The sequence below is a fragment of the Enterobacter cloacae complex sp. P40C2 genome, from assembly GCF_014930695.1.
Classification (GTDB): Bacteria; Pseudomonadota; Gammaproteobacteria; order Enterobacterales; family Enterobacteriaceae; genus Enterobacter; species Enterobacter pasteurii.
The window spans coordinates 930,610-954,972 of record NZ_JADBRP010000001.1 but is presented as its reverse complement, the minus strand read 5'-3'; the positions used below and the strand labels follow the sequence as shown (position 1 = coordinate 954,972).

21 protein-coding genes are annotated in these 24,363 nt (G+C 58.0%); 13 read left to right on the top strand and 8 right to left on the bottom strand.

The window, feature by feature from the left end; translation table 11 throughout:
* The first annotated feature begins 8 nt into the window (after positions 1–8).
* The 13 genes from gspE to IM304_RS04510 all read left to right on the top strand — a co-directional run bounded on the left by gspE (position 9) and on the right by IM304_RS04510 (position 13,620).
* A complete protein-coding gene (gene gspE, locus IM304_RS04570; protein WP_148418730.1) occupies positions 9–1,487 on the top strand; it encodes a type II secretion system ATPase GspE in 1,479 nt (492 codons plus the stop codon).
* Positions 1,487–2,695, top strand: coding sequence for a type II secretion system inner membrane protein GspF (gene gspF / locus IM304_RS04565; protein ID WP_193356563.1), 1,209 nt, complete (start codon positions 1,487–1,489; stop codon positions 2,693–2,695). Before gspE ends, gspF begins: the two co-directional genes overlap by 1 nt.
* Positions 2,696–2,697: 2 nt before the next feature.
* On the top strand, positions 2,698–3,147 hold the full coding sequence (gene gspG, locus IM304_RS04560) for a type II secretion system major pseudopilin GspG (RefSeq protein ID WP_148418732.1): 450 nt from the start codon (positions 2,698–2,700) through the stop codon (positions 3,145–3,147).
* A complete protein-coding gene (gspH, locus tag IM304_RS04555) occupies positions 3,147–3,632 on the top strand; it encodes a type II secretion system minor pseudopilin GspH (protein WP_193356562.1) in 486 nt (161 codons plus the stop codon). The genes gspG and gspH overlap by 1 nt, the downstream gene beginning before the upstream one ends.
* The gene (gene gspI, locus IM304_RS04550; protein ID WP_193356561.1) at positions 3,625–4,002 is read left to right on the top strand and encodes a type II secretion system minor pseudopilin GspI; all 378 of its coding nucleotides are present in this window, start codon (positions 3,625–3,627) and stop codon (positions 4,000–4,002) included. Before gspH ends, gspI begins: the two co-directional genes overlap by 8 nt.
* The gene (gene gspJ, locus IM304_RS04545) at positions 3,995–4,660 is read left to right on the top strand and encodes a type II secretion system minor pseudopilin GspJ (RefSeq protein ID WP_193356560.1); all 666 of its coding nucleotides are present in this window, start codon (positions 3,995–3,997) and stop codon (positions 4,658–4,660) included. Before gspI ends, gspJ begins: the two co-directional genes overlap by 8 nt.
* Positions 4,657–5,673 carry a type II secretion system minor pseudopilin GspK gene (gene gspK / locus IM304_RS04540; protein WP_193356559.1) on the top strand — a complete coding sequence of 339 codons (1,017 nt, stop codon included), beginning with the start codon at positions 4,657–4,659 and terminating at the stop codon, positions 5,671–5,673. Before gspJ ends, gspK begins: the two co-directional genes overlap by 4 nt.
* Positions 5,674–5,688: 15 nt before the next feature.
* On the top strand, positions 5,689–6,819 hold the full coding sequence (gene gspL / locus IM304_RS04535) for a type II secretion system protein GspL (RefSeq protein ID WP_193356558.1): 1,131 nt from the start codon (positions 5,689–5,691) through the stop codon (positions 6,817–6,819).
* Positions 6,816–7,301, top strand: coding sequence for a type II secretion system protein M (locus IM304_RS04530; protein WP_193356557.1), 486 nt, complete (start codon positions 6,816–6,818; stop codon positions 7,299–7,301). The genes gspL and IM304_RS04530 overlap by 4 nt, the downstream gene beginning before the upstream one ends.
* A complete protein-coding gene (locus IM304_RS04525) occupies positions 7,298–8,095 on the top strand; it encodes an A24 family peptidase (RefSeq protein ID WP_176610762.1) in 798 nt (265 codons plus the stop codon). The genes IM304_RS04530 and IM304_RS04525 overlap by 4 nt, the downstream gene beginning before the upstream one ends.
* Before the next feature lie 248 nt (positions 8,096–8,343).
* Positions 8,344–11,046, top strand: a complete 2,703-nt coding sequence (locus IM304_RS04520) for a glycosyl hydrolase family 18 protein (protein WP_193356556.1) — start codon at positions 8,344–8,346, stop codon at positions 11,044–11,046.
* Positions 11,047–11,189: 143 nt separating this feature from the next.
* Entirely contained in the window at positions 11,190–11,642 is a 453-nt protein-coding gene (iagB, locus tag IM304_RS04515) for a type III secretion system invasion protein IagB (protein WP_176610760.1), read from the top strand.
* A gap of 136 nt (positions 11,643–11,778) precedes the next feature.
* Entirely contained in the window at positions 11,779–13,620 is a 1,842-nt protein-coding gene (locus tag IM304_RS04510; protein WP_193356555.1) for a glycoside hydrolase family 19 protein, read from the top strand.
* Positions 13,621–14,150: 530 nt separating this feature from the next.
* On the opposite strand, the gene IM304_RS04505 is transcribed toward IM304_RS04510, so the two are convergent.
* From IM304_RS04505 to aqpZ, 8 genes are all read right to left on the bottom strand, one after another.
* Positions 14,151–15,164 (bottom strand): NAD(P)-dependent oxidoreductase, encoded by a 1,014-nt coding sequence (locus IM304_RS04505; protein ID WP_193356398.1) that lies wholly within the window; start codon positions 15,162–15,164, stop codon positions 14,151–14,153.
* 92 nt (positions 15,165–15,256) lie between these two features.
* Positions 15,257–16,693 carry an SDR family oxidoreductase gene (locus tag IM304_RS04500; RefSeq protein ID WP_193356397.1) on the bottom strand — a complete coding sequence of 479 codons (1,437 nt, stop codon included), beginning with the start codon at positions 16,691–16,693 and terminating at the stop codon, positions 15,257–15,259.
* Between the two features lie 10 nt (positions 16,694–16,703).
* Positions 16,704–17,705, bottom strand: coding sequence for a low-specificity L-threonine aldolase (gene ltaE, locus IM304_RS04495; RefSeq protein WP_193356396.1), 1,002 nt, complete (start codon positions 17,703–17,705; stop codon positions 16,704–16,706).
* 38 nt (positions 17,706–17,743) lie between these two features.
* Positions 17,744–19,462, bottom strand: a complete 1,719-nt coding sequence (poxB, locus tag IM304_RS04490) for a ubiquinone-dependent pyruvate dehydrogenase (protein ID WP_193356395.1) — start codon at positions 19,460–19,462, stop codon at positions 17,744–17,746.
* A gap of 151 nt (positions 19,463–19,613) precedes the next feature.
* Positions 19,614–20,582 carry an NADH oxidoreductase gene (gene hcr / locus IM304_RS04485; RefSeq protein WP_193356394.1) on the bottom strand — a complete coding sequence of 323 codons (969 nt, stop codon included), beginning with the start codon at positions 20,580–20,582 and terminating at the stop codon, positions 19,614–19,616.
* A 10-nt stretch (positions 20,583–20,592) separates the two neighbouring features.
* The gene (hcp, locus tag IM304_RS04480; protein WP_148418748.1) at positions 20,593–22,245 is read right to left on the bottom strand and encodes a hydroxylamine reductase; all 1,653 of its coding nucleotides are present in this window, start codon (positions 22,243–22,245) and stop codon (positions 20,593–20,595) included.
* Between the two features lie 144 nt (positions 22,246–22,389).
* On the bottom strand, positions 22,390–23,289 hold the full coding sequence (locus tag IM304_RS04475; protein ID WP_148418749.1) for a lysine exporter LysO family protein: 900 nt from the start codon (positions 23,287–23,289) through the stop codon (positions 22,390–22,392).
* Positions 23,290–23,466: 177 nt separating this feature from the next.
* On the bottom strand, positions 23,467–24,162 hold the full coding sequence (aqpZ, locus tag IM304_RS04470; RefSeq protein WP_193356393.1) for an aquaporin Z: 696 nt from the start codon (positions 24,160–24,162) through the stop codon (positions 23,467–23,469).
* Positions 24,163–24,363: the final 201 nt, after the last annotated feature.

The following is a 24,363-nucleotide window of genomic DNA, read 5'->3' as shown; positions in this document are numbered from 1 at the left end:
GGTGACGCGTGGATGAACTGACGAAACAGCTCTGCACCAGCGGCTATGCGAAAGACAACGGTATCCTTTACTGGAACGACGCGGTCTATATTCGCGAGGACGTGCCCGCGTTTGCCCTGCTGGAGATGCGCCGGGTGCTGGGGCGCACGTTTGACCCCCAGACGCTGAGCGCGGAAGCGTTTGACGAGATGCTGGCCAAAATCTGGCAGCAGAACAGCGGCGTTTCGCAGCAGCTGGTGGACGATATGGATGCCGATATCGATCTGATGGCGTTAACCGAGGAGATCCCGGACAACGAAGATCTGCTGGATAACGACGAAAATTCGCCGGTGATCCGCCTGATCAACGCCATTCTCGGCGAAGCGGTAAAAGATGGGGCGTCGGATATACACATCGAAACCTTCGAGCGCACGCTCAGCATTCGCTTTCGCGTTGACGGCGTGCTGCGCCCGGTGCTACAGCCCGCGCGGAAGCTGGCGCCGCTGCTGGTGTCGCGTATCAAGGTTATGTCAAAGCTCGACATCGCGGAGAAACGTCTGCCGCAGGATGGCCGTATCTCGCTGCGCATCGGCCGCAAGGCCATCGACGTGCGCGTGTCGACCATTCCGTCCCAGTACGGCGAGCGCGTCGTTATGCGCCTGCTCGATAAGAGCAACCTGAAGCCGGACATCAACAAGCTCGGGCTTATCGATGAAGAGCTGGAAAAACTGAAAGGGCTGATCGGCCGCCCGCACGGCATTATCCTCGTCACCGGGCCGACAGGCTCCGGTAAAAGTACCACCCTGTACGCCATTCTGTCGGCGCTCAACGGGCATGAACGCAACATCCTGACCGTTGAAGATCCGATTGAATACGAGCTGGAAGGGGTGGGGCAGACGCAGGTCAACCCGCGCGTGGACATGACCTTTGCCCGCGGCCTGCGCGCCATTTTGCGTCAGGATCCGGACGTGGTGATGATCGGGGAAATTCGTGACGGCGAAACCGCGCAAATCGCGGTGCAGGCGTCGCTTACCGGTCACCTGGTCATGTCTACGCTGCACACCAACAGTGCGGCGGGGGCCATCACCCGCCTGCGGGATATGGGCCTCGAGTCCTTTTTGATCGGTTCGTCGCTACTCGGCGTCATTGCCCAGCGTCTGGTGCGTCGGCTGTGTCCGCACTGCCGTACCACCAGTCCGCTGGATGACAATGAAAAAGCGCTGTTTAGCTTTATGGATAAGCCGCCGAAGGCCATCTACCGCGCCGCTGGCTGCGAGCACTGCCGCCAGAGCGGGTATCAGGGGCGCGCAGGCATTCACGAGTTTCTGGTGGTCGACAGCGCCATGCGCCGCGCCATTCACGAAGACAAAGATGAAATGTCCATTGAGACCGAGCTTTTCAGGCAGGCCTACAGCCTGCGCGAAAACGGGCTGCTGAAGGTTATCAGCGGCATCACGTCGCTCGAAGAGGTGATGCGCGTGACCGCCGAGCGTGGGGGCGATGAATAATGGCTTTCTACGCGTGGACCGCCACCGATGCCGCGGGGAAAACCCGGCGCGGCACGCTGCAGGCGGAAGGGCCGAAGCAGGTGCGCCAGTCGCTGCGCGAGCAGAAGCTGATGCCGCTCACCATCACCGAAACCCGTGAAACGTCGACGGCCGGAAAAGCGAAAACCGGAGCTAAGCTCTCCACGCCGGTGCTGTCGATGTTTACCCGCCAGCTGTCGACGCTGGTTAACGCGTCGCTGCCGCTGGAAAGCGCCCTGAAGGCCATTTCAAAGCAGACGGAAGACAAAAAGCTGGCGGCGATGGTAACGGAGATCCGCGAGAAGGTGGTGGAGGGCCATACGCTCTTTGACGCCTTCAGCCAGTTCCCGCGCACCTTCGACAAGCTGTACTGCACGCTGGTGATGGCCGGGGAAAAAACCGGCCACCTCGGCGATGTGCTGGAGAAGCTGGCGGAATACAACGAGCAGCGTCAGAAGATGAAAAGCAAGCTGACGCAGGCGATGGTTTATCCGATCACCCTGACGGTGGTTGCCGTGGCGGTGATCTCCATCCTGCTGGTGGCCGTAGTGCCGCAGGTGATCGAGCAGTTTGTGCATATGAAACAGCAGCTGCCGATCACCACCCGCACGCTGATTGCGGTGAGTGATTTCCTGCAGGCGTACGGGATCTACATCGCGGGTGGCCTGCTTGGCGCAATCGTGGGCTTTAAGGCGTGGGTGAAGAAGGCGGCGAACCGCTTTCGCTGGCACAGCTGGCTGGTGAGCGGCTCGCCGATCAAAAAGCTGGTCTGCGCCATCAACAGCGCGCGCTATATCCGCACGCTCAGCATCCTCCAGGCCAGCAGCGTGCCGCTGCTGGAGGGCATGTATATCGCAATGGACGGCATCGAGAACCTCCATGCCCGGCAGGTGCTGGAGCAGGCGGCGGATACCGTGCGCCAGGGGGCATCGCTGTATAACGCCCTGGATCAGGCAAAGCTCTTTCCGCCGACCATGCTGTACATGATTGCCTCCGGCGAAGAGAGCGGGGAATTAGGTTCATTAATGGATCGCGCCGCGGAAAATCAGGAATCGGCATTACAGCATCGAATTACGTTAACGCTGTCGGTATTTGAACCGGCGCTGGTGGTGACAATGGCGACGGTAGTTTTATTTATCGTACTGTCAATATTACAGCCGCTTCTTCAGCTCAATAATATGGTGGGTTAAATATGGCTTTAAAACGAAACAGCCTGAAAGGTCAGGCCGGGTTTACGCTGCTCGAATTAATGGTGGTCATCGTTATTCTTGGGGTGCTCGCCAGTATGGTGGTGCCAAACTTAATGGGGAATAAAGAAAAAGCCGATGCCCAGAAAGCGACCAGCGATATTGTGGCGCTGGAGGGCTCTCTGGATATGTACAAGCTGGATAACCACCGCTACCCCACGACGGAGCAGGGTTTGCAGGCGCTGGTCACCAAACCTGATATCGCGCCTATCCCGAAAAACTACCGTGACGATGGCTATATTCGCCGCCTGCCGGAAGATCCGTGGGGGAATGATTATATTCTGGTTAGCCCGGGCGAACATGGCGCAGTGGATGTTTTCTCAGCGGGCCCGGATGCCGAAGCCAATACGGCTGATGATATTACCAACTGGTCTTTAGATAAAAAAGAGAAGTAATGAATAAGCAACGTGGGTTTACCTTACTGGAAATTATTCTGGCGCTGGTGATATTTGCCTCCTGCGCCATGATGGTGGTGTCAACTATTCCATCGCGCAGCGGCGCGGATATTTTCGGTCAGCAGCTTAAAGCCCTCGTTGAATATGGTTCAGACCGTGCGGTGATGGACGGCAATATCGTCGGGCTGGTGCTCACCACCTCAGAATATCAGCTGGTGACCTGGGCCGGAAAAGAGGGCGAGCGCCGCTGGGAGCCCTTAACCGCCGGGCGCATCATCACCCACGGCCAGTTCCCGGAAGAGATGCACGTCTCGCTGTCACCGCAGCGCATGGCCGCGACAACGGACGCGATGCCGCAGATTGTCTTTTTGCCGGACGGGGAGATTAGCCGCTTCACGCTTTCTCTGCAGAGCTTCGATAAAAAGCAGCGCTTTCGCGTGGTGTCGCAGGGGGCTTCTCCTGTTTCGGTAGAGAACGATGGCTAAACGCAAAGAACGGGGGATGACCCTGCTGGAGGTGATGGTCGCCCTGGTCATCTTCTCCACCGCCGCGCTGGCGCTGATGAATTCCGTCTCGCTGAACGTGCGCTTCACTCACGGCCTGGGCGATACGCTCCAGGCCAGCTGGGTGGCGGAAAACCAGCTGGCGGAAGCCCGGCTAAGCAATACGCCGTTCCCGGACGCGATGCAGACCGGCACGGAGACGATGGGCGGCAGAAGCTGGACCTGGCGCAGGCAGCGGGTCAGGACTGCGAAAAATCGCTTTGCCGACGACGTGCAGGTGTATGCCGAGGGCGAGGAAGATAAGCCGGTAATTACCCTGCAGGTGACAGAACCCGGAGAGGTAAATGAGTAAGCACGTTCAGCGTCAGCAGGGCTTTACGCTGCTGGAGATCATGATTGCGCTGACCATCTTCGCGGTCATCAGCACCCTGGCGTGGCAGATCCTCGACGGGGCCATGCGCACGTCGAACGCAACCGACGTAGCGGCCACCCGGTTAAACCAGCTTCAGCGCGCCTATAACCTGCTGGAGCGTGATTTCTTTCAGCTTCAGGCGCGTGCCCCGCGCAACGAGCCTGAGGTTTTCGTGCAGCGTGACGACGCGCTGGAGCTGACCACGCTGAACGGCGTGAGCGGCCAGGTCCAGCTTGAGCGCGTGCGCTGGCGGCTTAAGGACAAAAAGCTGTGGCGGGACATCTGGCCGGTCATCGATGCTCCTGAGGAGGCGAAGCCGGAAGAGGTGCCGATCCTCAGCGACGTCAAAGAGGCGTCGTGGCGCTTCTGGAAGGCGAGCTGGCTGGACAAATGGACCGATACGGCGCATCAGCCGGACGGCGTGGAGCTGCTGCTGACCATGGAGAACGGCGATACCTGGCGCTGGGTCTTTACCACGCCGGGTGACGTGCCAGCCGCGCCGGATGCGCCAAAAGAACCAGCGCCTGCGGCGCCTGCCGATGCGGCGACGCCAGCACAGCCGCAGCCGGTAACCGCCCCGTCAGGAGAGAAAAAATGAGCGGAAAATCGGTTCGAAAACAGCGCGGCGTCGCGCTGCTGGTAGTGCTAATTTTGCTGGTCATGATGTCGGCGCTGGCCGCCAAAATCAGCCAGCAGTTCTGCCGCAACCTTCAGAAAACCCGTTATCAGGTAAGCCAGCAGCAGCTGCGCTGGTCCATTCAGAGCCAGCAAAAAGCGATTGAAGATCGGCTCCAGACCTACGCCAGCGGCGAGAGCAAGGGGCTGTCGCCGAAGGGCGAGTGGACCGAGCCGGTTGAAACCGAAGGCGAAAACTTCACCGTGGTGAGCCAGATTGCGGACGCTCAGACCTGCTTTAACGTGAACAATTTACTGGCCGCGGATCCGGCGCCCGCCGCCCAGACGGCGGGGGCGCTGCCGGAAAAGCCGGTGAAAGAGCGCATCGTCGAGCAGCTGCTGGCCGACAGCGGCATTTCCGCCGGGGACGCAGAGGAGATTTACCAGCAGCTGCTGGACTATCTCGATGGCGATACCACCACGGCCAAAGAGGGGCTGGAGGCGGACGCCTGGGCCGGCGTTGAGCCTGCCCGGCAGCCCGCGAACCAGATGATGCGCACCGCGGGAGAGCTAAAGCTGCTGCCCGCGTTTCCGGCGTCGGCATACGGCAGGGTCAGTAAGGTGCTGTGCGCATTACCCGACAGCGCCAGCAAGGTGGATGTCAATACGCTCACGGAAGAACAGGCGCCGCTGCTGTCGGCGCTGTTTGTCGGCTCGCTCAGCGTAGATGAAGCCACGCGGCTACTTGCCTCCCGCCCGGAAGAGGGCTGGGAGTCGATGGAGGCGTTTCTGAAAGAGCTGGAGACGAACTATCCGCAGACCAAAGATGCCCTCAGGCAGGTGCAGGCGCTTCTGGCGGTGAACAGTAATTATTTCCGGGTCAACAGCACCGGCAATACCGATGATTTAACGCTGCGCGTCGTCAGCCAGCTTCATGTTGATAATGAAGCCGGGAAGGTGATTACCTGGCAACGTCGCTACCGAATGGTTGAATAACACAAGACGAACTCTATGAAACAGGTGCTTTTTATTCGTCCCGACACGCGCGAGGACGGGAACATAATGTGGTGCGAGTACGGTAGCGAGCACGTGGAACAGCTGCGGGGGATGGCGACCCTGGCGGATCTCGCGGAAAACGCGCTGGCCACCAGGGTGTGCCTGCTGCTGCCCGCCAGCGAGATGATCTTTCGTCACTTCACGCTGCCCAAAAAAGGCGGCGCCGAATTTTCCTGGCTGGCGGAAGAGACGCTGATCGGCGACGTGGACAACCTTCACTGGACGGTGCTGAACAGGAAAGGACGGGAAGTGGACGCCGTCGCGATTGATGCCGACCGCCTCCGTTACTGGCTTAACCGCTGCGCTGACGCCGGGCTGACGGTGGTGCAGGTACTGCCGGATGCGTTCCTGCTCCCGGTAAAGGACGGCGGCACTACGCTGGTCTCAACCGATGACGGTTACTGGATGCGTTACTCGCCGTCTGGCGCCTGTGAAACCGACGCCGGGCTGCTGCCGCTGCTGTTAAGCCAGCAGGACGCGGGTGTGCGCGTCTGCTACGGCGATGCGCCTGCGGGCGTGCAGGTGGATGAAAAGCTGGCCTGGCAGCACCCGCTGGTGCTGATCCAGCCCCAGTGGAAAAGCTGCAGGGCGAACCTGCTGCACGGTGAATTCTTAGCCGGCGGATCGCATGGTGGTTTCCGTTATCCGAAATCGGCTGTCGCCGCCGTGGCGGTACTGAGCCTGGGGCTGCTGCTTGGCCCCCGCATCGGCATGGCCTGGATGCTGGCCCATCAGGAAAACCGGGCCCGCCAGCAGATGGTTGAACTGGCGCAGCACTATTTTCCAACCCTGCGCCAGAAGACCAACCTTAAGTACCACTTCGGACAGAACATTAAGAAAGAGAAAAAAGGCGTCTTTCTTCAGCTGGACGCACTGGAGCAGATCAAAGCCTCTCTCCCTTCGGTTGAACTGAGTGAAGTCGGCTATGACGACACGCAGAATCAGCTGACGCTGAACATTAGCGCCACGGATCCCGCTGCGTTACAGGCGTTCGTCAATAAGGCCAGTGATACCTTCGACTTTACGCTGCAGCCGGTTTCCAGTGAGGCGCCCTATACTGCCATCATCACAGGGAAATATAAATGAAAGAGAAAATAGGACAATTAAAGGCCCGCTACCGGAACTATAGCCCGCGCGAGCGAAAACTGTTTGCAGCGTGCGGGGCGGCGCTTTGCTGCGCCATTATCTGGTACGGGGTGATGACGCCTCTGGATAATATTATTAAAAATGAACGCAGCACGCTGCAGAAACAAAAGCAGACCCTGAACTGGATGCGTGCAGAAATTAATAAAAACCATCTTCAGGCCAAAGTAGTAAAAACCGGTAATCCCCGCAGCGTGGTGGAAGAAAGCGCGAAAGAGATCCACATTAGCCTGAGCAATATTCAGCAGGACGGCCAGTCTATGACGTTTAATATCGACAGAATTAACGTGTATGAACTGAAAAACTGGCTCAGGGAAGTGAATTTAACCTCCGGCGTACGTCTTGAAAAAATGGACCTTGTCCCGGTGGATCATCTCAGCGACGTGAAGGCACAGATTAAACTGTCCTGGGCGAAAGTGGCATGAACCCGCTGATGCTGCTTCAGACTGGCAATCTGCCCGCGCTGTGCCTGATGAGCGGCGCGCTGGGGAGCATTATCGGCAGCTTTTTAGGGGTAGTGGCAGAGCGTATTCCTCCGCTTGTAAAAGAAGAGGAGGGGGCGGGTAACCTGCTTTTTCCGGCGTCTCACTGCCCGGCGTGTTCGCATCGCCTCTCGTGGTGGGAGAATATTCCTGTTCTGAGCTGGTGCGCCCTGCGCGGCCGGTGCCGCTGCTGTAAAGCGGCGATACCGGTGCGGCTGTTGTTTCTTGAGCTGTCGAGCGCGCTCTTTTTTGCCCTGACGGCGGCGTTTGCGCCGTCGCTGGCGGGCCTGCTAGCGCTGTGGGTGCTGTGGTGCGGCCTGCTGCCGCTCGCCACCATCGATGCAAAACATCTGCTTCTGCCGGACTGTCTGACCCAGCCGCTGCTCTGGGCTGGCCTGCTGTATCACGCGTTTTGCCATACGCTGCCCCTGACGGATGCTGTGTCTGGCGCGGTGGCGGGTTACCTGTCCCTGTGGCTGCTCTACTGGGGATTTCGCCTGACGACGGGCCGCGAAGGGTTAGGCTACGGCGACTTCAAGCTGCTGGCTGCGCTGGGCGCATGGTGCGGCTGGCAGGCATTGCCCTCACTGTTACTCGCCGCGGCGTTAAGCGGTATTGCGCTGTATTGTCTTTTTTATAAATCCGTTAATAAACAGAATATCCTCCCATTCGGCCCGATGCTGTCACTGGCGGGATTGGTTATTTTTATTCTACAGACGCTGCAATTCACATTCTGATTTAACTGGTCAAGTTTTTTTTAAAGTTTTTTCGGCAAGGGAATGAAAGGACTTATATGGATTCCCGGCGTATTGTTATAAGCACAAGCTGTAAGGATTATCGCTCATGTCTATTTTATGGAGGATATTATTAGAATAATTAAAAATGACTCTTGGTATTAGTTAAATAATATATTCAGTACTCGCCCATGCGATATGGAAAGCATGGTTGTTTTAATTTTCGCAAATAATATTATCAGGAATTAATAATGAAATTTATGAAGCCTACTTATCTGGCGCTCTTTGTAGCAGCCGTTTCCGGCTCTGCATTCGCCGCAGCGCCGGGTACGCCTTCAATCAGCAGCGGTAACGACAAATTTGCTATCGTTGAAGTGGATCAGGCGGTAGTGGACTACGGTAACCTCGTTAAGGTGCACAACGACGGCGTCGACGTTAAGGTTGAGTGGAACGTCTGGAGCGGCGACGCGCCTACCTCCGGTAAAGTGCTGCTGGACGGCAAAACCGTATGGTCCGGTGCTGCCGGCGCATCCGGTTCCGCCACCTTTAAGGTGAAAAAAGGTGGTCGCTACCAGGAGCAGGTTGAGCTCTGTAACAACAGCGGCTGTACCAAAAGCGCAAGCAAGCTGATCGTCGTGGCCGATACCGACGGTAGCCACCTCCTGCCGCTGAATACCCCGCTGCAGGAAAACAACAAAACCTTCGCAAAACATACCGATAAAGTGGTTGCCGCTTACTTCCCTGAATGGGGCGTATATGGCCGTAACTTCCCGGTGGATAAAATCCCTGCGTCTAACCTGAACCACATCCTGTACGGCTTCATTCCAATCTGCGGCGGCGACGGCATTAACGACGGTCTGAAAACCGTTGAAAACGGCAACAGCTTCGCCAACCTGCAAAAAGCCTGCGCGGGCCGCCCTGACTACACCGTGGCTATTCATGACCCGTGGGCTGCGCTGCAGAAGCCACAGTCCGGCGTGTCTAACTGGGACGACCCGTACAAAGGCAACTTCGGCCAGCTGATGGCGCTGAAAAAAGCCCATCCTGACCTGAAGATCCTGCCATCCATCGGCGGCTGGACCATGTCCGATCCGTTCCACCACATGAACGATACCGCCATCCGCGCACGTTTCGTCTCCTCTGTTAAAGACTTCCTGAAAACCTGGAAATTCTTCGACGGCGTGGATATCGACTGGGAATTCCCGGGCGGCGGCGGCGTGAATGAATCGCTGGGCAACCCGCAGGTGGATAAAGCAACCTACACCGCGCTGATGCACGATCTGCGCACCATGCTGAACGAGCTGTCCGCTGAAACCGGCCGTACCTATGAGCTGACCAGTGCCATCGGCGCGGGCAAAGATAAGATCGAAGACGTGGACTACACCACGGCGCAGCAGTATCTCGATCACATCTTCCTGATGAGCTACGACTTCTACGGCGCGTGGAGCATGACCGATCTGGGTCACCAGGCCGCGCTGCATGCGCCAGCATGGCGTCCGGAGACCAACTACACCACCGAAAATGGCGTTAACGCGCTGCTGGAGCAGGGCGTACAGCCAGGCAAAATCGTGGTGGGTGCAGGCATGTACGGTCGCGGCTGGACTGGCGTTCACGGCTATACCGGCAACAACCCGTTCACCGGTACCGCGACTGGCGGCGTGAAAGGCACCTGGGAACCTGGCGTGGTTGACTATCGCCAGATTGTGAACGAGTACAAGGGCAAGCCAGGCTGGGAATACGGCTACGACGCAGACGCTGAAGCGCCATACGTATTCAACAAATCCACCGGCGAGCTGATCTCTTATGAAGATGCCCGTTCCACAACGGCTAAAGGCAAGTACGTTCTGGCGAAAAACCTGGGCGGCCTGTTCGCGTGGTCTATCGACTCCGATAACGGCGACATCCTGAACGCGATGAACGAAAGCCTGCTGGGTAGCGTTACGCCAGAGCCGGTGGTGACCAACCATGCGCCTGTTGCTTCCGCGGCGGATCAAACCGTGACCGGTCCTGCTACCGTGACCCTGGATGGCTCTGCGTCAACCGATCCTGATGGCGATGCGCTGACCTACAAGTGGACCCAGATCTCTGGCCCAAGCGTCACGCTGACCAACAGCACCAAAGCGAAAGCGACCTTCTCCGTAGGCGCTGTGACCAGCAACCAGACCCTGGCGTTCCGTCTGACCGTGACCGATGAGAAAGGCCTGAGCAGCACCGCTGACGTGCAGGTTCTGAACAAAGCGCCGAAGGCCAACCAGGCGCCGGTCGTTAACCAGATGCAGAACGTGACTCTGGAAGCCGGTCAGACGTTTGCCCTGAACGTGCAGGCGGCGGATCCGGACGGTGATGCACTGACCTACGCGTGGAGCGTTCCGTCTGATATGCACGCAACCGGTACTGATACCTCCAGCGTACAGATCACCGCGCCGGACGTAACGACTGACTCTACCTACACCCTGAGCGTTGTCGTAAGCGACGGCAAAACCAGCGTACAGTCTAACGTGCAGGTTACCGTAACGCCGAAAGCTACCCCGGTTGTGCCTGATGAAGACAATACCCCGTCTGACGAAGGCAACACCCCATCCGATGAAGATAACACCCCATCTGATGAAGGCACTGCAACCGGCAGCTGCGATAGCCCGGTAGATGCCAACGCCAGCAAATACGCGGCATGGGAATCCAGCAAAATCTACAACAACGGCGACATGGTCAGCTCCGATAATCTGGTATGGAAAGCGAAGTACTGGACTCAGGGCAACAAGCCTGGCTTTAACGCCGACGCATGGGAGCTGGTCAGCCAGGTGAAAATGAACTGGCGCTCCGACATGGTCTACAACGGTGGTGACAAGACAACCTATGAAGGTTTCGAGTACCGCGCGAAATGGTGGACCAAGGGTGACAAACCAGGCAACAGCGATGTATGGGTGAAAGAAGGCGCGTCAGCGGATTGTAAATAATCTTCTGAAGCCGAAGCTGAAATTGTGGGTGTGATATCAGCCCACAATCACTGACCACACCCCGCTTCGGGTGTGGTCAGTAAATTCAAAAAACTTAACAGGACGTGTTTGAGGAGAATAAAAACCGACCACGCAGGTGAATAATGAAAAGGTTGCTGTTTCTGTTACTGCTATTAAGCCATAGCGCGTTTGCCAATTGCTGGAATAAAGCGTCGCAGTATTACCATATTGACCCGTTTTTGCTCTACGCCATCGCGAATGTGGAATCGGGAATGAACCCACGCGCCGTAGGCATCAATCATGACGGAACGCGCGATGTGGGATTAATGCAAATTAACAGCTCGCATTTTCCCGAGCTCGAGCGCCGGGGGATTAACGAATATCGCCTGATGACGGAACCCTGCACCTCCATTATGGTTGGCGCCTCCATTCTGTCGGGCATGATCAAGGTTTATGGGTATAACTGGGAAGCCGTAGGCGCATATAACGCCGGGCTTAAAAAAGAAAACTACCCCAGGCGAATGGTATATGCCCATAAGGTCTGGCGTAAGTATCAGCAGTTAAAACTGGCGGCCCGTGACAAAACCAACTGGTGAGTTTTTTCTTTTTTGAAGAGTACCCGCACGTATTCTTCAGAAAATGAAAAACAGCTGTCTGGAGTTTATTTATTAACGGATTAATAAATAAGTTTGGATTTATTTAATTTTATCGATATTAACAGGAAAAACCGAGATGAATAAAAGGACATTACTGAGCGTGCTTATTGCCGGTGCCTGCGTAGCACCGGTTATTGCTCAGGCCACCATGCTGAAGGCGGAAAGCAGCGAGCCTTACACCATGAAAGCCAGCGATCTGGCTAAAAAGGAAAAAGAGCTCACCGATTTCCCACTGATGAAATCCGTGAAGGATACCATCCGTACGCTGGACAACGCTCAGGTTGAGCAGATTGAGCCAGGCCGTGCAGCCAACCCGACAAACGTGAAGCGCGTTGAAGGGATCCTTAAAGAGAGCGACTGGGAATACCTGTTCCCGCTGCGCGCGAAGGATTACAGCTACAGCAACTTCCTGAAGGCCGTGGGTAAATTCCCTGCGCTGTGCGATACCTACAACGACGGCCGCGACAGCGAGGCGATCTGCCGCAAAGAGCTGGCAACCATGTTTGCTCACTTCGCACAGGAAACCGGCGGACACGAAAGCTGGCGTCCGGAAGCCGAATGGCGTCAGGCGCTGGTTTACGTGCGCGAGATGGGCTGGAGCGAAGGCCAGAAGGGCGGCTATAACGGGGAATGTAACCCGGACGTCTGGCAGGGTCAAACCTGGCCGTGCGGTAAAGACAAAGATGGCGACTTCCTGAGCTACTTCGGCCGCGGCGCCAAGCAGCTGTCCTACAACTATAACTACGGCCCGTTCTCTGAAGCGATGTACGGCGACGTTCGCGTCCTGCTCGACAAGCCTGAGCTGGTGGCGGATACCTGGCTGAACCTGGCAAGCGCGATCTTCTTCTTCGCCTATCCTCAGCCGCCAAAACCAAGCATGCTCCAGGTTATCGACGGCACCTGGCAGCCGAACGATCACGATAAAGCCAACGGCCTTGTCCCTGGCTTCGGCGTGACCACCCAGATCATCAACGGCGGCGTAGAGTGCGGCGGTCCGACTGAAATTGCCCAGTCTCAGAACCGCATCAAATACTACAAAGAGTTCGCTAACTACCTGAAAGTCCCCGTACCGGCTGACGAAGTGCTTGGCTGTGCCAACATGAAGCAGTTCGATGAAGGTGGCGCAGGCGCGCTGAAGATCTACTGGGAGCAGGACTGGGGATGGAGCGCGGATACCCCTGACGGCAAGACCTACGCTTGCCAGCTGGTGGGCTACCAGACGCCGTTCAGCGCCTTTAAAGACGGTGACTACACCAAGTGTGTACAGAAGTTCTTCAACGTGAACATCGTTAACGACGACGGTTCAGCGGTCGTACCGGATGAAACCCCGACTCCTGCTCCAGCCCCGTCTGAAGATGAGACGCCAGCGCCGACACCAACACCGGATGAAACCCCGGCACCCGCGCCGGACGACATCCCGGCGGTGGTAAACCACGCGCCTGTGGCGCAGATTGCCGGTCCAATCGGTGCGGTTGAAGCCGGTGCGCAGGTCTCCCTGAGCGCGGAAGGCTCTACCGACGAAGACGGCAACAAGCTGACCTATACCTGGCGTTCCCAGGACGGCCAGACCGTTACCGGCGATGATAAGGCGGTTGTGACCTTCAGCGCGCCAGAAGCGACAACGGCGCAGCAGTATGAAATCAGCCTGACCGTGAGCGACGGCGAGCTGAGCAGCACCACCTCTTACCTGCTGAACGTGAAAGCTAAAGCCGCCACCCCGTCTAATGACGAAGGCACTGCCGGCGATTACCCGGCGTGGAGCGCGAACAGCAAGTACGGCGCAGGCGATATCGTGAACAACCACGGTAAACTGTTCCAGTGCAAACCGTTCCCGTACAGCGGCTGGTGTAACAACGCACCGCTGTACTATGAACCAGGTGCAGGCCTGGCATGGGTAGAAGCCTGGACGGCTCTGTAAAAGCAAAACGGCAACCTTCGGGTTGCCGTTTTCGTATTTACGCCATCTCCCTGTGGGCTGAGGGATCCCCAGTAATTTTTTACCGGAAGCGATGAATGTTGCTTCAGGAAAATGAATGACTTACAGCGACGCCCTGGTCCGGCTGTAAATCGCTGAGGCGTTTCCTGCAGGCCGGGGCGAGGCGCATGGATGCGCCGAGAGGGCGGCTTTACAGGGACGTTACCTCCGCCCGTCCCCGATAAGCCGGAAGGAATAAGCCGAGGGCACCGCGAAGCGGCGATTTACCGCCGGGAGCCCGGGTCGCCAGGGCGGCGGCGATTGAGCCGCCATGGCACGTTCACAAGTGATGCCGTTACAGAGTAGCAAGGAACATAAAGTGAACGGAATTACCTCTACAGCCATATGTTCCCCCTCACCCCAACCCTCTCCCTCAAGGGAGAGGGGGTCATCCGTGCAGGCATTATTTTAGGGGGATCCCTCAACCCTGTGGGAGAGGGCCGGGGTGAGGGCATCAGGCCGCACCCAATTAACTACCGATGCAGCTTCCCATGGTCCCGCAGCCACGCGGCGGTGCGCACAATTCCTTCATCCAGCGATACGATCGGCTTATACCCCAGCTCGTTCTCCGCGCGCGAAATATCCAGCGTGAAGTCAAAATTCAGCTTAGATACGCCGTAGTGGGTCAGCGCAGGCTCCTTCGCCGATTTGCTGCCAAAGCGCTCCATGCTGCGGGCGATCATGTCCAGCATCGGGTATGGAACGGAACGAATGCGGCAGTCGATTTTTAGCTCGTCAATCAGCCTTTGCACAATACTGCGCAGCGTGCAGGGTTCGCCGTTGGTGATGTTATACGCGCGGCCCGACGCCAGCTTATCGCAGTCCGGCTGGCTCGCCAGCCACATGGCGTGAACGGCGTTTTCGTAATAGGTCATGTCCACCAGCGCATCACCGCCGCGCGGCAGGAGAACGCTGCCGTAATGGTGCATCATCTGCGCCAGTCGCGGAATGAACACTTTATCGTGCGGCCCGAACAGGCTCTGCGGGCGCAGCACGGTGAAGCGGGTATGCGGGTTTGACTGCGCCAGCAGGTCGATCACCTCTTCACCGGCAGCCTTGCTGCGGGCAAATTCACAGGCAAAACGCGCCGGACGGAAATCTTCCTGGATATCCCGATGGTGGTGATAGTCGAAATAGAGCGACGGAGAGGAGATATGGATAAAGTTACGCACGCCCCAGGCGACGGCCCACTCGCCCAGACGGCGCGTGGCGCGCACGTTAGCGAGATCGAAGGCTTCCTGCGTGCCCCACGGGGAGGTAAAGCTGGAGCAGTGCCACAGTGTATCAATTCCGGCGAGCATCACCTTAGCCTGAGAGGAGACCAGCTCCGTCAGATCGGCATGGACAAATTCAGCGCCCATTTTTTGCAGAAGCTTGCCCATCGCCTCATTGCGACCGGTGGCCCTCACGCTGATGCCCTTGTTGCGCAGAAACTCGACCGCATTTCGGCCTAAGCCGCTGGTCGCCCCGGTAACCAGTACCTTCATAACAATCCACTGTGTTGAAAAGAATTTCGTGCGCATTCTTTCGTGAATTACGATGTGTTGCAATGGGAAAGGTGAAAGATTAAGAGTTTTATTTAGTTATTTTCCCGCTTTTCTTCTGCCAGTTGCGCAATACGTTTCGCCATGCCGCGGAAGATAAACAGGTGTGCCGGGATCATAAGCAGCCAGTAAAACAGACCGGGCATTCCGTGCGGATGCCACCACGCCCGAACGTCCAGTTCACGATGGTCGCCTTTGTCACTGAGGGTAAAGCAGAGCCGCCCCAGCCCCGGCGCCTTCATGCCGAACAGCAGCGCCAGCCGCTTTTGTGGCTCGACGATAATCACCTTCCAGCTGTCGACGGCATCCCCTACCTGAAGATAAGGATGCGCAGGGCGGCCTTTTGCCAGCCGGTGACCGACCAGCAGATCCAGCGCGCCGCGCGTTTGCCAGAGAATATTGCCGAAGAAATAACGCTCTTTGCCGCCAATCTGGTTCACGACCTCCCACAGCGCCTCCAGGCTGGCCGTGGTTTTTACCGTACAGCCGGCCTGCTTCGGGTAGTAGCCGTACTCGGGCCGCCAGCGGGCAAAGGCCTGCGCGTCGTAGCCCCAGTCGCTGGAGTTCACCAGCTTCTCTTCTTCTTTCAGGGTACGGCGCACCGCGTCGTCAAAGCGGATCAGCTCCTGGGGGATTAATGCGCGCAGTTCGCGATCGTCCGCCAGCAGGTCGTGCTTCAGCCCCTGGATCAGCGCCTTTGCGGTGGTCGGGGGTACCGAGGTAATGACGTTTAAAAACCACACCGATATCCAGCGGGTCGGGAAGGGGACGGGCACCAGCCAGCGGCGGCGTCCGCTGACGCGCATAAAATGCTCGAACTGCTCCTGATAGCTCAGCACCTGTGGGCCAGCCGCCTCCAGAACGCGGTGCTGCTCTGCCGGGTGATCCAGCAACGCCACCAGATAGTGGAGTAAATTCTCCAGCGCGATGGGCGTGGTGCGCGAGCGTACCCAGCGCGGCGGGGTCAGCACCGGCAGGTTGTAGACCATATCGCGCATCACTTCGAACGCGGCGGACCCCACGCCGACGATGATCCCCGCCCGCAGTTCGGTAACGGGAATATTCGCGCTGCGCAGCGTCTCCGCCGTCAGCTGGCGGGCGCGCAGGTGGTCGGACTGCTCGTCGGCGGGCGCCTGAAGCGAGCTTAAAAAGATCGCCTGCTTCACCGGGGTTTGCAGCAGGGCATCGCGGACGTTCATCGCCACCTGCCGCTCGTGGGCGATAAAATCGCCGCCTTCGCCCATGCTGTGGACCAGGTAGTAAAGCGTATCAACCCCTTCCAGCAGCGCGGGAAGCTCCTTCGGCCAGTTGAGATCGACGCTGTGACAGGTAACGCCCGGCAGGCTGAGCTTTTGCAGGCGTTCAGTGTTGCGTGCCGCTGCCAGCACCCGATGCCCCTGCTGGCTTAGCGCAGCGGTCAGATGCTGACCGATATACCCGCTGGCGCCGAGCACCAGAATTCGTTGCGGCACGGTATGCTCCTTAACGCTGTAGAAACGCCTGCCAGTGTTTTACCACCTCGGTTAGCTGTTCGCGGTTAACGTCGAGATGCATCACCAGGCGCACAACCGGGGAGGCGTTGATCAGCACCCCACGCGCCTTCATAAATTCGCCCAGCGCGGCGGCGTGCTCATCTCCGACGCGGACAAACAGCATGTTGGTGTCGTGACGCATGACGTCTGCGCCGATCTCGCGCAGCCGCGCCGCCATCCACGCGGCGTTATCGTGATCCTCTTTAAGGCGCGTCACGTTGTTTTTCAGCGCGTACAGCCCGGCGGCCGCCAGAATGCCCGCCTGCCGCATTCCGCCGCCGGTCATTTTACGCCAGCGGTTGGCGCGTTTGATGTAGTCCGCATCGCCCACCAGCAGCGAACCCACGGGGGTGCCCAGCCCTTTAGAGAGGCAAATGGTGAACGAGTCGCAATATTGCGTAATCGCTTTCAGCTCGCAGCCGTACTCGACCACGGCGTTAAAGATGCGCGCGCCGTCAACGTGCAGGCCGAGCCCGCGCTCGCGGGTAAATTCCCACGCCGCTTTCAGATACTCGCGCGGCAGAACCTTACCGTTGTGGGTGTTTTCCAGGCTGAGCAGCCTGGTGCGGGCGAAGTGAATATCGTCGGCTTTGATTTTCGCGGCGACCTTATCAAGCGGCAGGGAGCCGTCCGGTGCGGCATCGATCGGCTGCGGCTGAATGCTGCCGAGCACCGCCGCGCCGCCCGCTTCGTACAGGTAGTTATGCGCCCCCTGGCCGACGATATACTCTTCGCCGCGCTCGCAGTGGCTGAGCAGCGCCACCAGGTTCGCCTGCGTGCCGGTGGGCAGGAACAGGGCAGCCTCCTTGCCGCTGAGCTCTGCCGCATAGCGCTGCAGCTCGTTGACCGTCGGGTCATCGCCGTAGACGTCGTCTCCGACCGGGGCGGACATCATCGCGTCGAGCATGGCGCGACCCGGGCGGGTAACGGTATCACTGCGTAAATCAATCATGGCATGTCCTTATAGTTAAAAAGGCGATGCCAGATGTTTTACCTGAGCCAGTTGGTTTTTGCCAGTTCGATCACCTCGTCACCGCGGCCGCTGATGATGGCGCGCAGCATATAGAGGCTAAAGCCTTTGGCCTGCTCCAGCTTGATCTGCGGCGGGATGGCCAGCTCTTCTTTGGCAACCACCACGTCCACCAGCACCGGACCGTCGATGGAGAAGGCGCGTTGCAGCGCCTCGTCCACCTCAGACGCTTTCTCGACCCGAATACCGGTAATACCGCAGGCTTCGGCGATGCGGGCGAAATTGGTGTCGTGCAGCTCGGTGCCGTCCGTGAGGTAGCCTCCGGCCTTCATCTCCATTGCCACGAAGCCCAGCACGCTGTTGTTGAAGACCACGATTTTCAGCGGAAGCTTCATCTGCGCCACCGACAGGAAATCCCCCATCAGCATGCTAAACCCGCCGTCGCCGCACATCGCCACGACCTGACGTTCCGGTGCCGTCGCTTTTGCGCCCAGCGCCTGCGGCATGGCGTTGGCCATCGAGCCGTGGTTGAAGGAACCGAGCAGGCGGCGTTTACCGTTCATCTTCAGGTAGCGCGCTGCCCAGACGGTTGGCGTGCCCACGTCGCAGGTAAAGATGGCGTCGTCGTCCGCAAAATGACTTATCTGCTGCGCCAGGTACTGCGGGTGAATGGCTTTGTCGCTCGGTTTGGCGAGATCGTCCAGCCCCTTACGCGCGTCGCGGTAATCGCTCAGGGCCTTATCGAGGAACTTGCTGTCCGTCTTTTCTTCCAGCAGCGGCAGCAGGGCGGCGAGGGTGGATTTGATATCGCCGATGAGCGCCATATCGACCTTGCTGTGCGCGCCGATACTGCCGGGGTTAATGTCAATCTGAATGATTTTGGCATCCGTCGGGTAAAACGCGCGGTACGGGAACTGGGTGCCGAGCAGGATCAGCGTATCGGCGTTCATCATCGTGTGGAAGCCGCTGGAAAAACCGATCAGCCCGGTCATCCCCACATCGTAAGGGTTATCGTACTCCACGTGCTCTTTACCGCGCAGGGCGTGAACGATTGGTGCTTTCAGCTTGCCGGCAAACGCCACCAGCTCGTCATGCGCGCCGGCGCAGCCGCTACCGCACATCAGGGCGATATTGCTGGAGTAACGCAGCAGCTGCGCCAGCTTCTTAAGCTCTTCAGCGGCGGGGGTGACGGTCGGCTGCGGGGCCGAGTACCAGTGGGTGGTGGCGGTTTCGGGAGCGGCCTTCAGCGCCACGTCACCCGGCAGGACGACCACCGAAACCCCGCGATTGAGGACGGCTTTGCGCATGGCGATGGCCAGCACCTGTGGGATCTGCTCCGGCGATGAGACCAGCTCGCAGTAGTGGCTGCATTCACGGAACAGCTCCTGCGGATGCGTCTCCTGAAAATAGCCGCTGCCGATTTCAGATGAGGGAATGTGGGCGGCAATCGCCAGCACCGGAACATGGTTGCGGTGGCAGTCGAACAGGCCATTGATGAGGTGCAGGTTGCCCGGCCCGCAGGAGCCGGCACAGACGGCAAGTTCACCCGTGAGCTGCGCTTCGGCCCCCGCAGCGAAGGCGGCGACCTCTTCATGGCGAGTCGGCATCCATTCGATGGTTTTCATTTTATTGAGGCTGTCGCTGAGCCCGTTCAGGGAATCGCCGGTGACGCCCCAGATACGTTTTACGCCCGCCTGTTCCAGGGTTTTCGCTATGTATGCAGCCACGGTCTGTTTCATGGGTGTCCATCTCCTTTTTGTGATATCGCCTACAAGCTTAGAAGAAAGTCACCGTATTGGCTGCTCCATGCCCCCGGCGGGCGGCATTTGCGGATAAAAAAAGCCCGGCAGACGCGATCGCCTGCCGGGCTTACCTTCGAGCGCTTACCGTTTATGCCAGTACCAGGTCACCCTGAGGATGGCACGAACACGCCAGCACGTAGCCTTCCGCAATCTCTGCTTCGGTCAGCGTCATGGTGCTGGTCACGCTGTATTCCCCGGAAATGACCTTCGTTTTACAGCATCCGCATACGCCCGCGCGGCAGGCGGCCACTACCGGCACCTTGTTGCTTTCCAGCGCTTCCAGCAGCGTGGTGCCCACGCGGCCAAAGAAGGTCTGCGCCGGCTGCAGCTTGGTGAACTTCACGCCGCTGGTCGCCGCTTCGGCTACCGGCGTGAAGAACTGCTCTTTGAAGAAGCGGGTTACGCCGAGGGCCTTCACTTCCTTCTCAGCAATGTCCATGTACGGCGCCGGGCCGCAGGTCATTACGGTGCGGTTTGCAATGTCCGGCACGCTTTGCAGCAGCTCGCGGCTCAGACGTCCCGCGACAAAGCCATGCTTGGCGTTATTTTCCGCGACCAGCGTCACCGGGTAGTTGCGCCATTCTTCGGCAAAAATGACATCTTCCGGCGAGCGCACGCTGAAGATGGTCTGCACGTCCGCCTGCGGACGATATTTCGCCAGCCAGCGGCGCATCGACATAATCGGCGTTACGCCGCAGCCCGCTGCCAGCAGCAGGAATTTATCTTCCGTCTTATCGTCGCAGGTGAAGTCGCCCTGCGCGTCAGACAGCCAGATATAATCCCCGCGCTTCACGTCGCGGGTGAGCCACTGCGAGCCCGCGCCGTCGTCAATGCGGCGGATGGTGAGCGTAATATATTCGCTCACGCCCGGCGTGGAGGAGATGGTGTAGGCGCGCAGGGTGTCCGCCGAATTACGGACGCTGACCAGCGCATACTGACCGGCACGGTACGGATAGTAGTCATGGCACAGCAGCGACAGCGTCCACACATCCGGCGTCTCCTGATGGATGTGATGAACCTGCATCCGCCACGGGCACTGAGAGGTTGGCATGGTCATGAATTACTCCTTACGCGCTCAGCAGCTGCTTCATATCGTCTTCAACGTTGGTCACGGAACGCAGGCCAAACTTCTCGTTCAGCACGGCCAGCAGGTCCGGCGTCAGGAAGCCTGGCGCGGTCGGTCCGGTGACGATGTTGGTCACGCCGAGAGAGAGCAGGGTCAGCAGAATAACGATCGCTTTCTGCTCAAACCAGGAGAGCACCAGCGACAGCGGCAGATCGTTCACGCCGCAGCCCAGCTTCTCCGCCAGCGTGACCGCCAGAATAATGGCTGAGTACGCATCGTTACACTGGCCCGCGTCCACCAGGCGCGGCAGACCTTCGATGTTGCCGAAGTCCAGCTTGTTGAAACGGTATTTGCCGCAGGCCAGCGTCAGAATCAGGCAGTCTTCCGGCACGCTGGTGGCGAAATCGGTGAAGTAGTTACGCTCGCCGCGCGCGCCGTCGCAGCCGCCAATCAGGAAGATGTGGCGCAGCTTCTCACGGCTGACGAGGTCAATCAGGGAATCTGCGGCGCCCAGCAGGGTTTCGCGGCCAAAGCCGACGGTGATGAGGTGCGGAATTTCGCTGTACGGGAAGCCAGCCATCTGCTGCGCCTGAGCGATGACCGGACCAAAGTCGTCGCCGTCGAGGTGGCTTACGCCCGGCCAGCCCACGATGCTGCGGGTCCAGATACGGTCATCGTACGCGCCCACGGTTGGGTCGATGATGCAGTTAGAGGTCATGACAATCGGGCCAGGGAAGCGGGCGAACTCAACCTGCTGGTTCTGCCAGCCGCTGCCGTAGTTACCCACCAGATGCTTAAACTTGCGCAGCTCCGGATAACCGTGCGCGGGCAGCATTTCACCGTGGGTATAAACGTTCACGCCGGTGCCTTCGGTCTGCTTCAGCAGGTTGTAGAGATCCTTCAGGTCATGGCCGGAAATCAGGATGCATTTGCCCTCGGTCGCCTTCACGTTGACCTGCGTCGGGGTCGGGTGGCCGTAGGTGCTGGTTTCACCGGCATCCAGAATGCTCATCACCCTGAAGTTCATCTGGCCGATTTCCATTGAGCACTCAAGCAGCGCGTTCATATCGGAAGGCCAGGTGCCGAGCCATGCCATGATTTTGTGGTACTGGGCGTAGATGTCGTTGTCGTACTGGCCGAGAACGTGCGCGTGCTCCATATAGGCCGCCGCACCTTTCAGGCCGTACAGGCAGAGCAGACGCAGGCCAAGGATGTTCTCGCCAATCTCTGCTTTGTCTTTATTCGGGGTAAATTCTGCCGCCTGACGCTGCAGTTCGCCCAGGTCGTCGCTCACCAGCTGCAGTTCCGCCATCGGGTTGTCGACGCGGGCAGCGGCGTCGGCGTTCAGGCACTGTGCTTTCAGGGCTTCACGCAGGGCAATTGCTTCGCGGGCATAGCCCACAATGCGCGGAGAATCGAAGTTAACGTTAGTCAGCGTGGAGAAAAATGCGCGCGGCGCAAAGCTGTCGACGTAGTGATCGACAATGCCGTATTCGCGGGCCTTGCAGGCCCATGCGGACAAGCCTTGTAGCGTAGCAATCAGCAGATCCTGGAGATCTGACGTCTCTGCGGTTTTACCGCACATACCCTGCGCCCAGGAGCAGCCGTTGCCTGCCGGGGTACGGATGGTTTGTTCACATTGCACACAGAACATAATCACACCTGTTAAAGTTATATTTTAAATGCATGTTTAAGGTTATGCCTGTGTCAGAACGGTGAAAAGGGCTTTCTTGCATTAAATGGAGGGATATTGATTTAGCTCAATTTTGGCGGCAGGTACACTGCCGCCAGCGCAGTATCAGGCGGAGAAGAATGCCATCAGAATCGGCACCAGCAGGCTCAGAATAAAGCCGTGCACGATGGCGGCAGGAACCATCTCCAGCCCACCCGAGCGCTGTAATACCGGCAGGGTAAAGTCCATTGAGGTGGCACCACACAGCCCCAGCGCGGTCGAGCGGCTGCGGCGCACAAGGCCGGGAATGAGCATGATGGCGATCAGCTCGCGCGCCAGATCGTTAAAGAAGGCGGCGCTGCCAATCACCGGACCGAACGACTCGGTGAGCAGAATGCCGGAGAGAGAATACCAGCCAAAACCGGACGCCATCGCCAGGCTGGTTTTCAGCGGCAGATCGAGAATAAAGGCATTAATCACCCCCGCGACCAGCGAGCTGGCCACAACAATAACGGCCACAATCATTCCGCGACGGTTGAGGACAATCTGCTTTAGCGTCATGCCGTTATTTCGAAGCTGAATACCAATCAGGAAGAGCAGGAATATAAGCGTATATTCGCTGGCTTCGGTGGCATGCTGCAAGAATGCCAGCCCTGTCAGCCCGAGCAAAAAACCGAGAACCACAACGCCGCACAGCTTTAATGATTCAAGCGCCATCGCAATACGGGAAGGGAGCTTTTCCTGTTGATGGTGGTTTTTCCAGGGAATAGTGCGCTCCAGCCAGGACAGGGCCGCAATATTGCACAGCAAAATAACCACTACCGTGACCGCAGAATAATGCAGGATGGAAAGCAGGTTCGTCGCCAGATTATCCAGGAAGGCCAGGCTGATCCCCATAAAGAACAAAATGACGTAAACAATCCAGCTGAGAAAACGATTAATAAGCCTTAAGGCTGATTCATGACGCAGCGGAATAAGGTAGCCCAAAATAAGGGGCAAAAGAATGATGAGGAGTCCTGAGAACATGAACAGCCGTCCTTTTGAGTGTCGGTTAAGCGTCAAAGACACTACCCAATAAAGGCATCTCAGTAAAGCGACAAAAAAAGCCGGGTGGCGGCTGCGCCTGACCCGGCTTGTATAAATGAGGTTGTGCGGCTTGCTGCACTCACTCAGGCCCTCTCCCGGGGGAGAGGGATAAAACCATTAATCGCGTTTTTCCAGCAGGGTACGATACAGCACGCCGCCCACAATACCGCCGACGATTGGCATCACCCAGAACAGCCACAGCTGTTCAAGCGCCCAGCCGCCCTGGAAGATAGCTACCGCGGTGCTGCGCGCCGGGTTAACGGAGGTGTTGGTCACCGGAATGGAAATCAGGTGGATCAGCGTCAGCGCCAGACCAATCGCGATGGGCGCGAAGCCGGCAGGGGCATACTTGTCCGTTGCGCCGTGGATCACCATCAGGAACCCTGCGGTCAGCACAATTTCAATCACGATAGCAGACAGCATAGAGTAGCCGCCCGGTGAGTGCTCGCCGAAACCGTTCGATGCAAAACCGCTGGCCGCGGCGTCGAAGCCTGCTTTACCGCTGGCAATGACGTACAGAACCGCCGCAGCAATAATGCCGCCAATAACCTGAGCAATAATATAGCCAATAATATCTTTTGCCGGGAAACGGCCGCCCGCCCATAAGCCTAACGTTACGGCCGGATTAAAATGACCGCCTGAAATATGGCCCACCGCATAGGCCATAGTGAGAACCGTCAGACCAAATGCCAGTGCAACACCGACAAAACCAATACCTAATTCCGGGAATGCTGCTGCCAGTACTGCGCTACCGCAGCCGCCAAACACCAGCCAGAATGTACCAAAACATTCTGCCGCTAATTTTCTGAACATAACCACCTCAATAATAAACGTCCGCGCGCTTTCCCGCGCACGGGTTATATCGCCATAAAGGGATGACGACTCAAAGAGTCATTATTTTAAAAACCAATAACATCCCTTCGCCACTTAAATAAATTGAATAAATTTGATTTAAGGCAATGTGATGTCATTCCTTGTTCAAACTGGAGGTAAAACGATCGTAGTCCAATTCTC

Excerpts from the sequence above, each read along its gene's own strand:
- gspF (WP_193356563.1), top strand. The coding sequence starts at position 1,487 with ATGGCTTTCTACGCGTGGACCGCCACCGATGCCGCGGGGAAAACCCGG.
- gspG (WP_148418732.1), top strand. The coding sequence starts at position 2,698 with ATGGCTTTAAAACGAAACAGCCTGAAAGGTCAGGCCGGGTTTACGCTG.
- gspH (WP_193356562.1), top strand. The coding sequence starts at position 3,147 with ATGAATAAGCAACGTGGGTTTACCTTACTGGAAATTATTCTGGCGCTG.
- gspI (WP_193356561.1), top strand. The coding sequence starts at position 3,625 with ATGGCTAAACGCAAAGAACGGGGGATGACCCTGCTGGAGGTGATGGTC.
- gspJ (WP_193356560.1), top strand. The coding sequence starts at position 3,995 with ATGAGTAAGCACGTTCAGCGTCAGCAGGGCTTTACGCTGCTGGAGATC.
- gspK (WP_193356559.1), top strand. The coding sequence starts at position 4,657 with ATGAGCGGAAAATCGGTTCGAAAACAGCGCGGCGTCGCGCTGCTGGTA.
- gspL (WP_193356558.1), top strand. The coding sequence starts at position 5,689 with ATGAAACAGGTGCTTTTTATTCGTCCCGACACGCGCGAGGACGGGAAC.
- IM304_RS04530 (WP_193356557.1), top strand. The coding sequence starts at position 6,816 with ATGAAAGAGAAAATAGGACAATTAAAGGCCCGCTACCGGAACTATAGC.
- IM304_RS04525 (WP_176610762.1), top strand. The coding sequence starts at position 7,298 with ATGAACCCGCTGATGCTGCTTCAGACTGGCAATCTGCCCGCGCTGTGC.
- IM304_RS04520 (WP_193356556.1), top strand. The coding sequence starts at position 8,344 with ATGAAATTTATGAAGCCTACTTATCTGGCGCTCTTTGTAGCAGCCGTT.
- iagB (WP_176610760.1), top strand. The coding sequence starts at position 11,190 with ATGAAAAGGTTGCTGTTTCTGTTACTGCTATTAAGCCATAGCGCGTTT.
- IM304_RS04510 (WP_193356555.1), top strand. The coding sequence starts at position 11,779 with ATGAATAAAAGGACATTACTGAGCGTGCTTATTGCCGGTGCCTGCGTA.
- IM304_RS04505 (WP_193356398.1), bottom strand. The coding sequence starts at position 15,164 with ATGAAGGTACTGGTTACCGGGGCGACCAGCGGCTTAGGCCGAAATGCG.
- ltaE (WP_193356396.1), bottom strand. The coding sequence starts at position 17,705 with ATGATTGATTTACGCAGTGATACCGTTACCCGCCCGGGTCGCGCCATG.
- poxB (WP_193356395.1), bottom strand. The coding sequence starts at position 19,462 with ATGAAACAGACCGTGGCTGCATACATAGCGAAAACCCTGGAACAGGCG.
- hcr (WP_193356394.1), bottom strand. The coding sequence starts at position 20,582 with ATGACCATGCCAACCTCTCAGTGCCCGTGGCGGATGCAGGTTCATCAC.
- hcp (WP_148418748.1), bottom strand. The coding sequence starts at position 22,245 with ATGTTCTGTGTGCAATGTGAACAAACCATCCGTACCCCGGCAGGCAAC.
- IM304_RS04475 (WP_148418749.1), bottom strand. The coding sequence starts at position 23,289 with ATGTTCTCAGGACTCCTCATCATTCTTTTGCCCCTTATTTTGGGCTAC.
- aqpZ (WP_193356393.1), bottom strand. The coding sequence starts at position 24,162 with ATGTTCAGAAAATTAGCGGCAGAATGTTTTGGTACATTCTGGCTGGTG.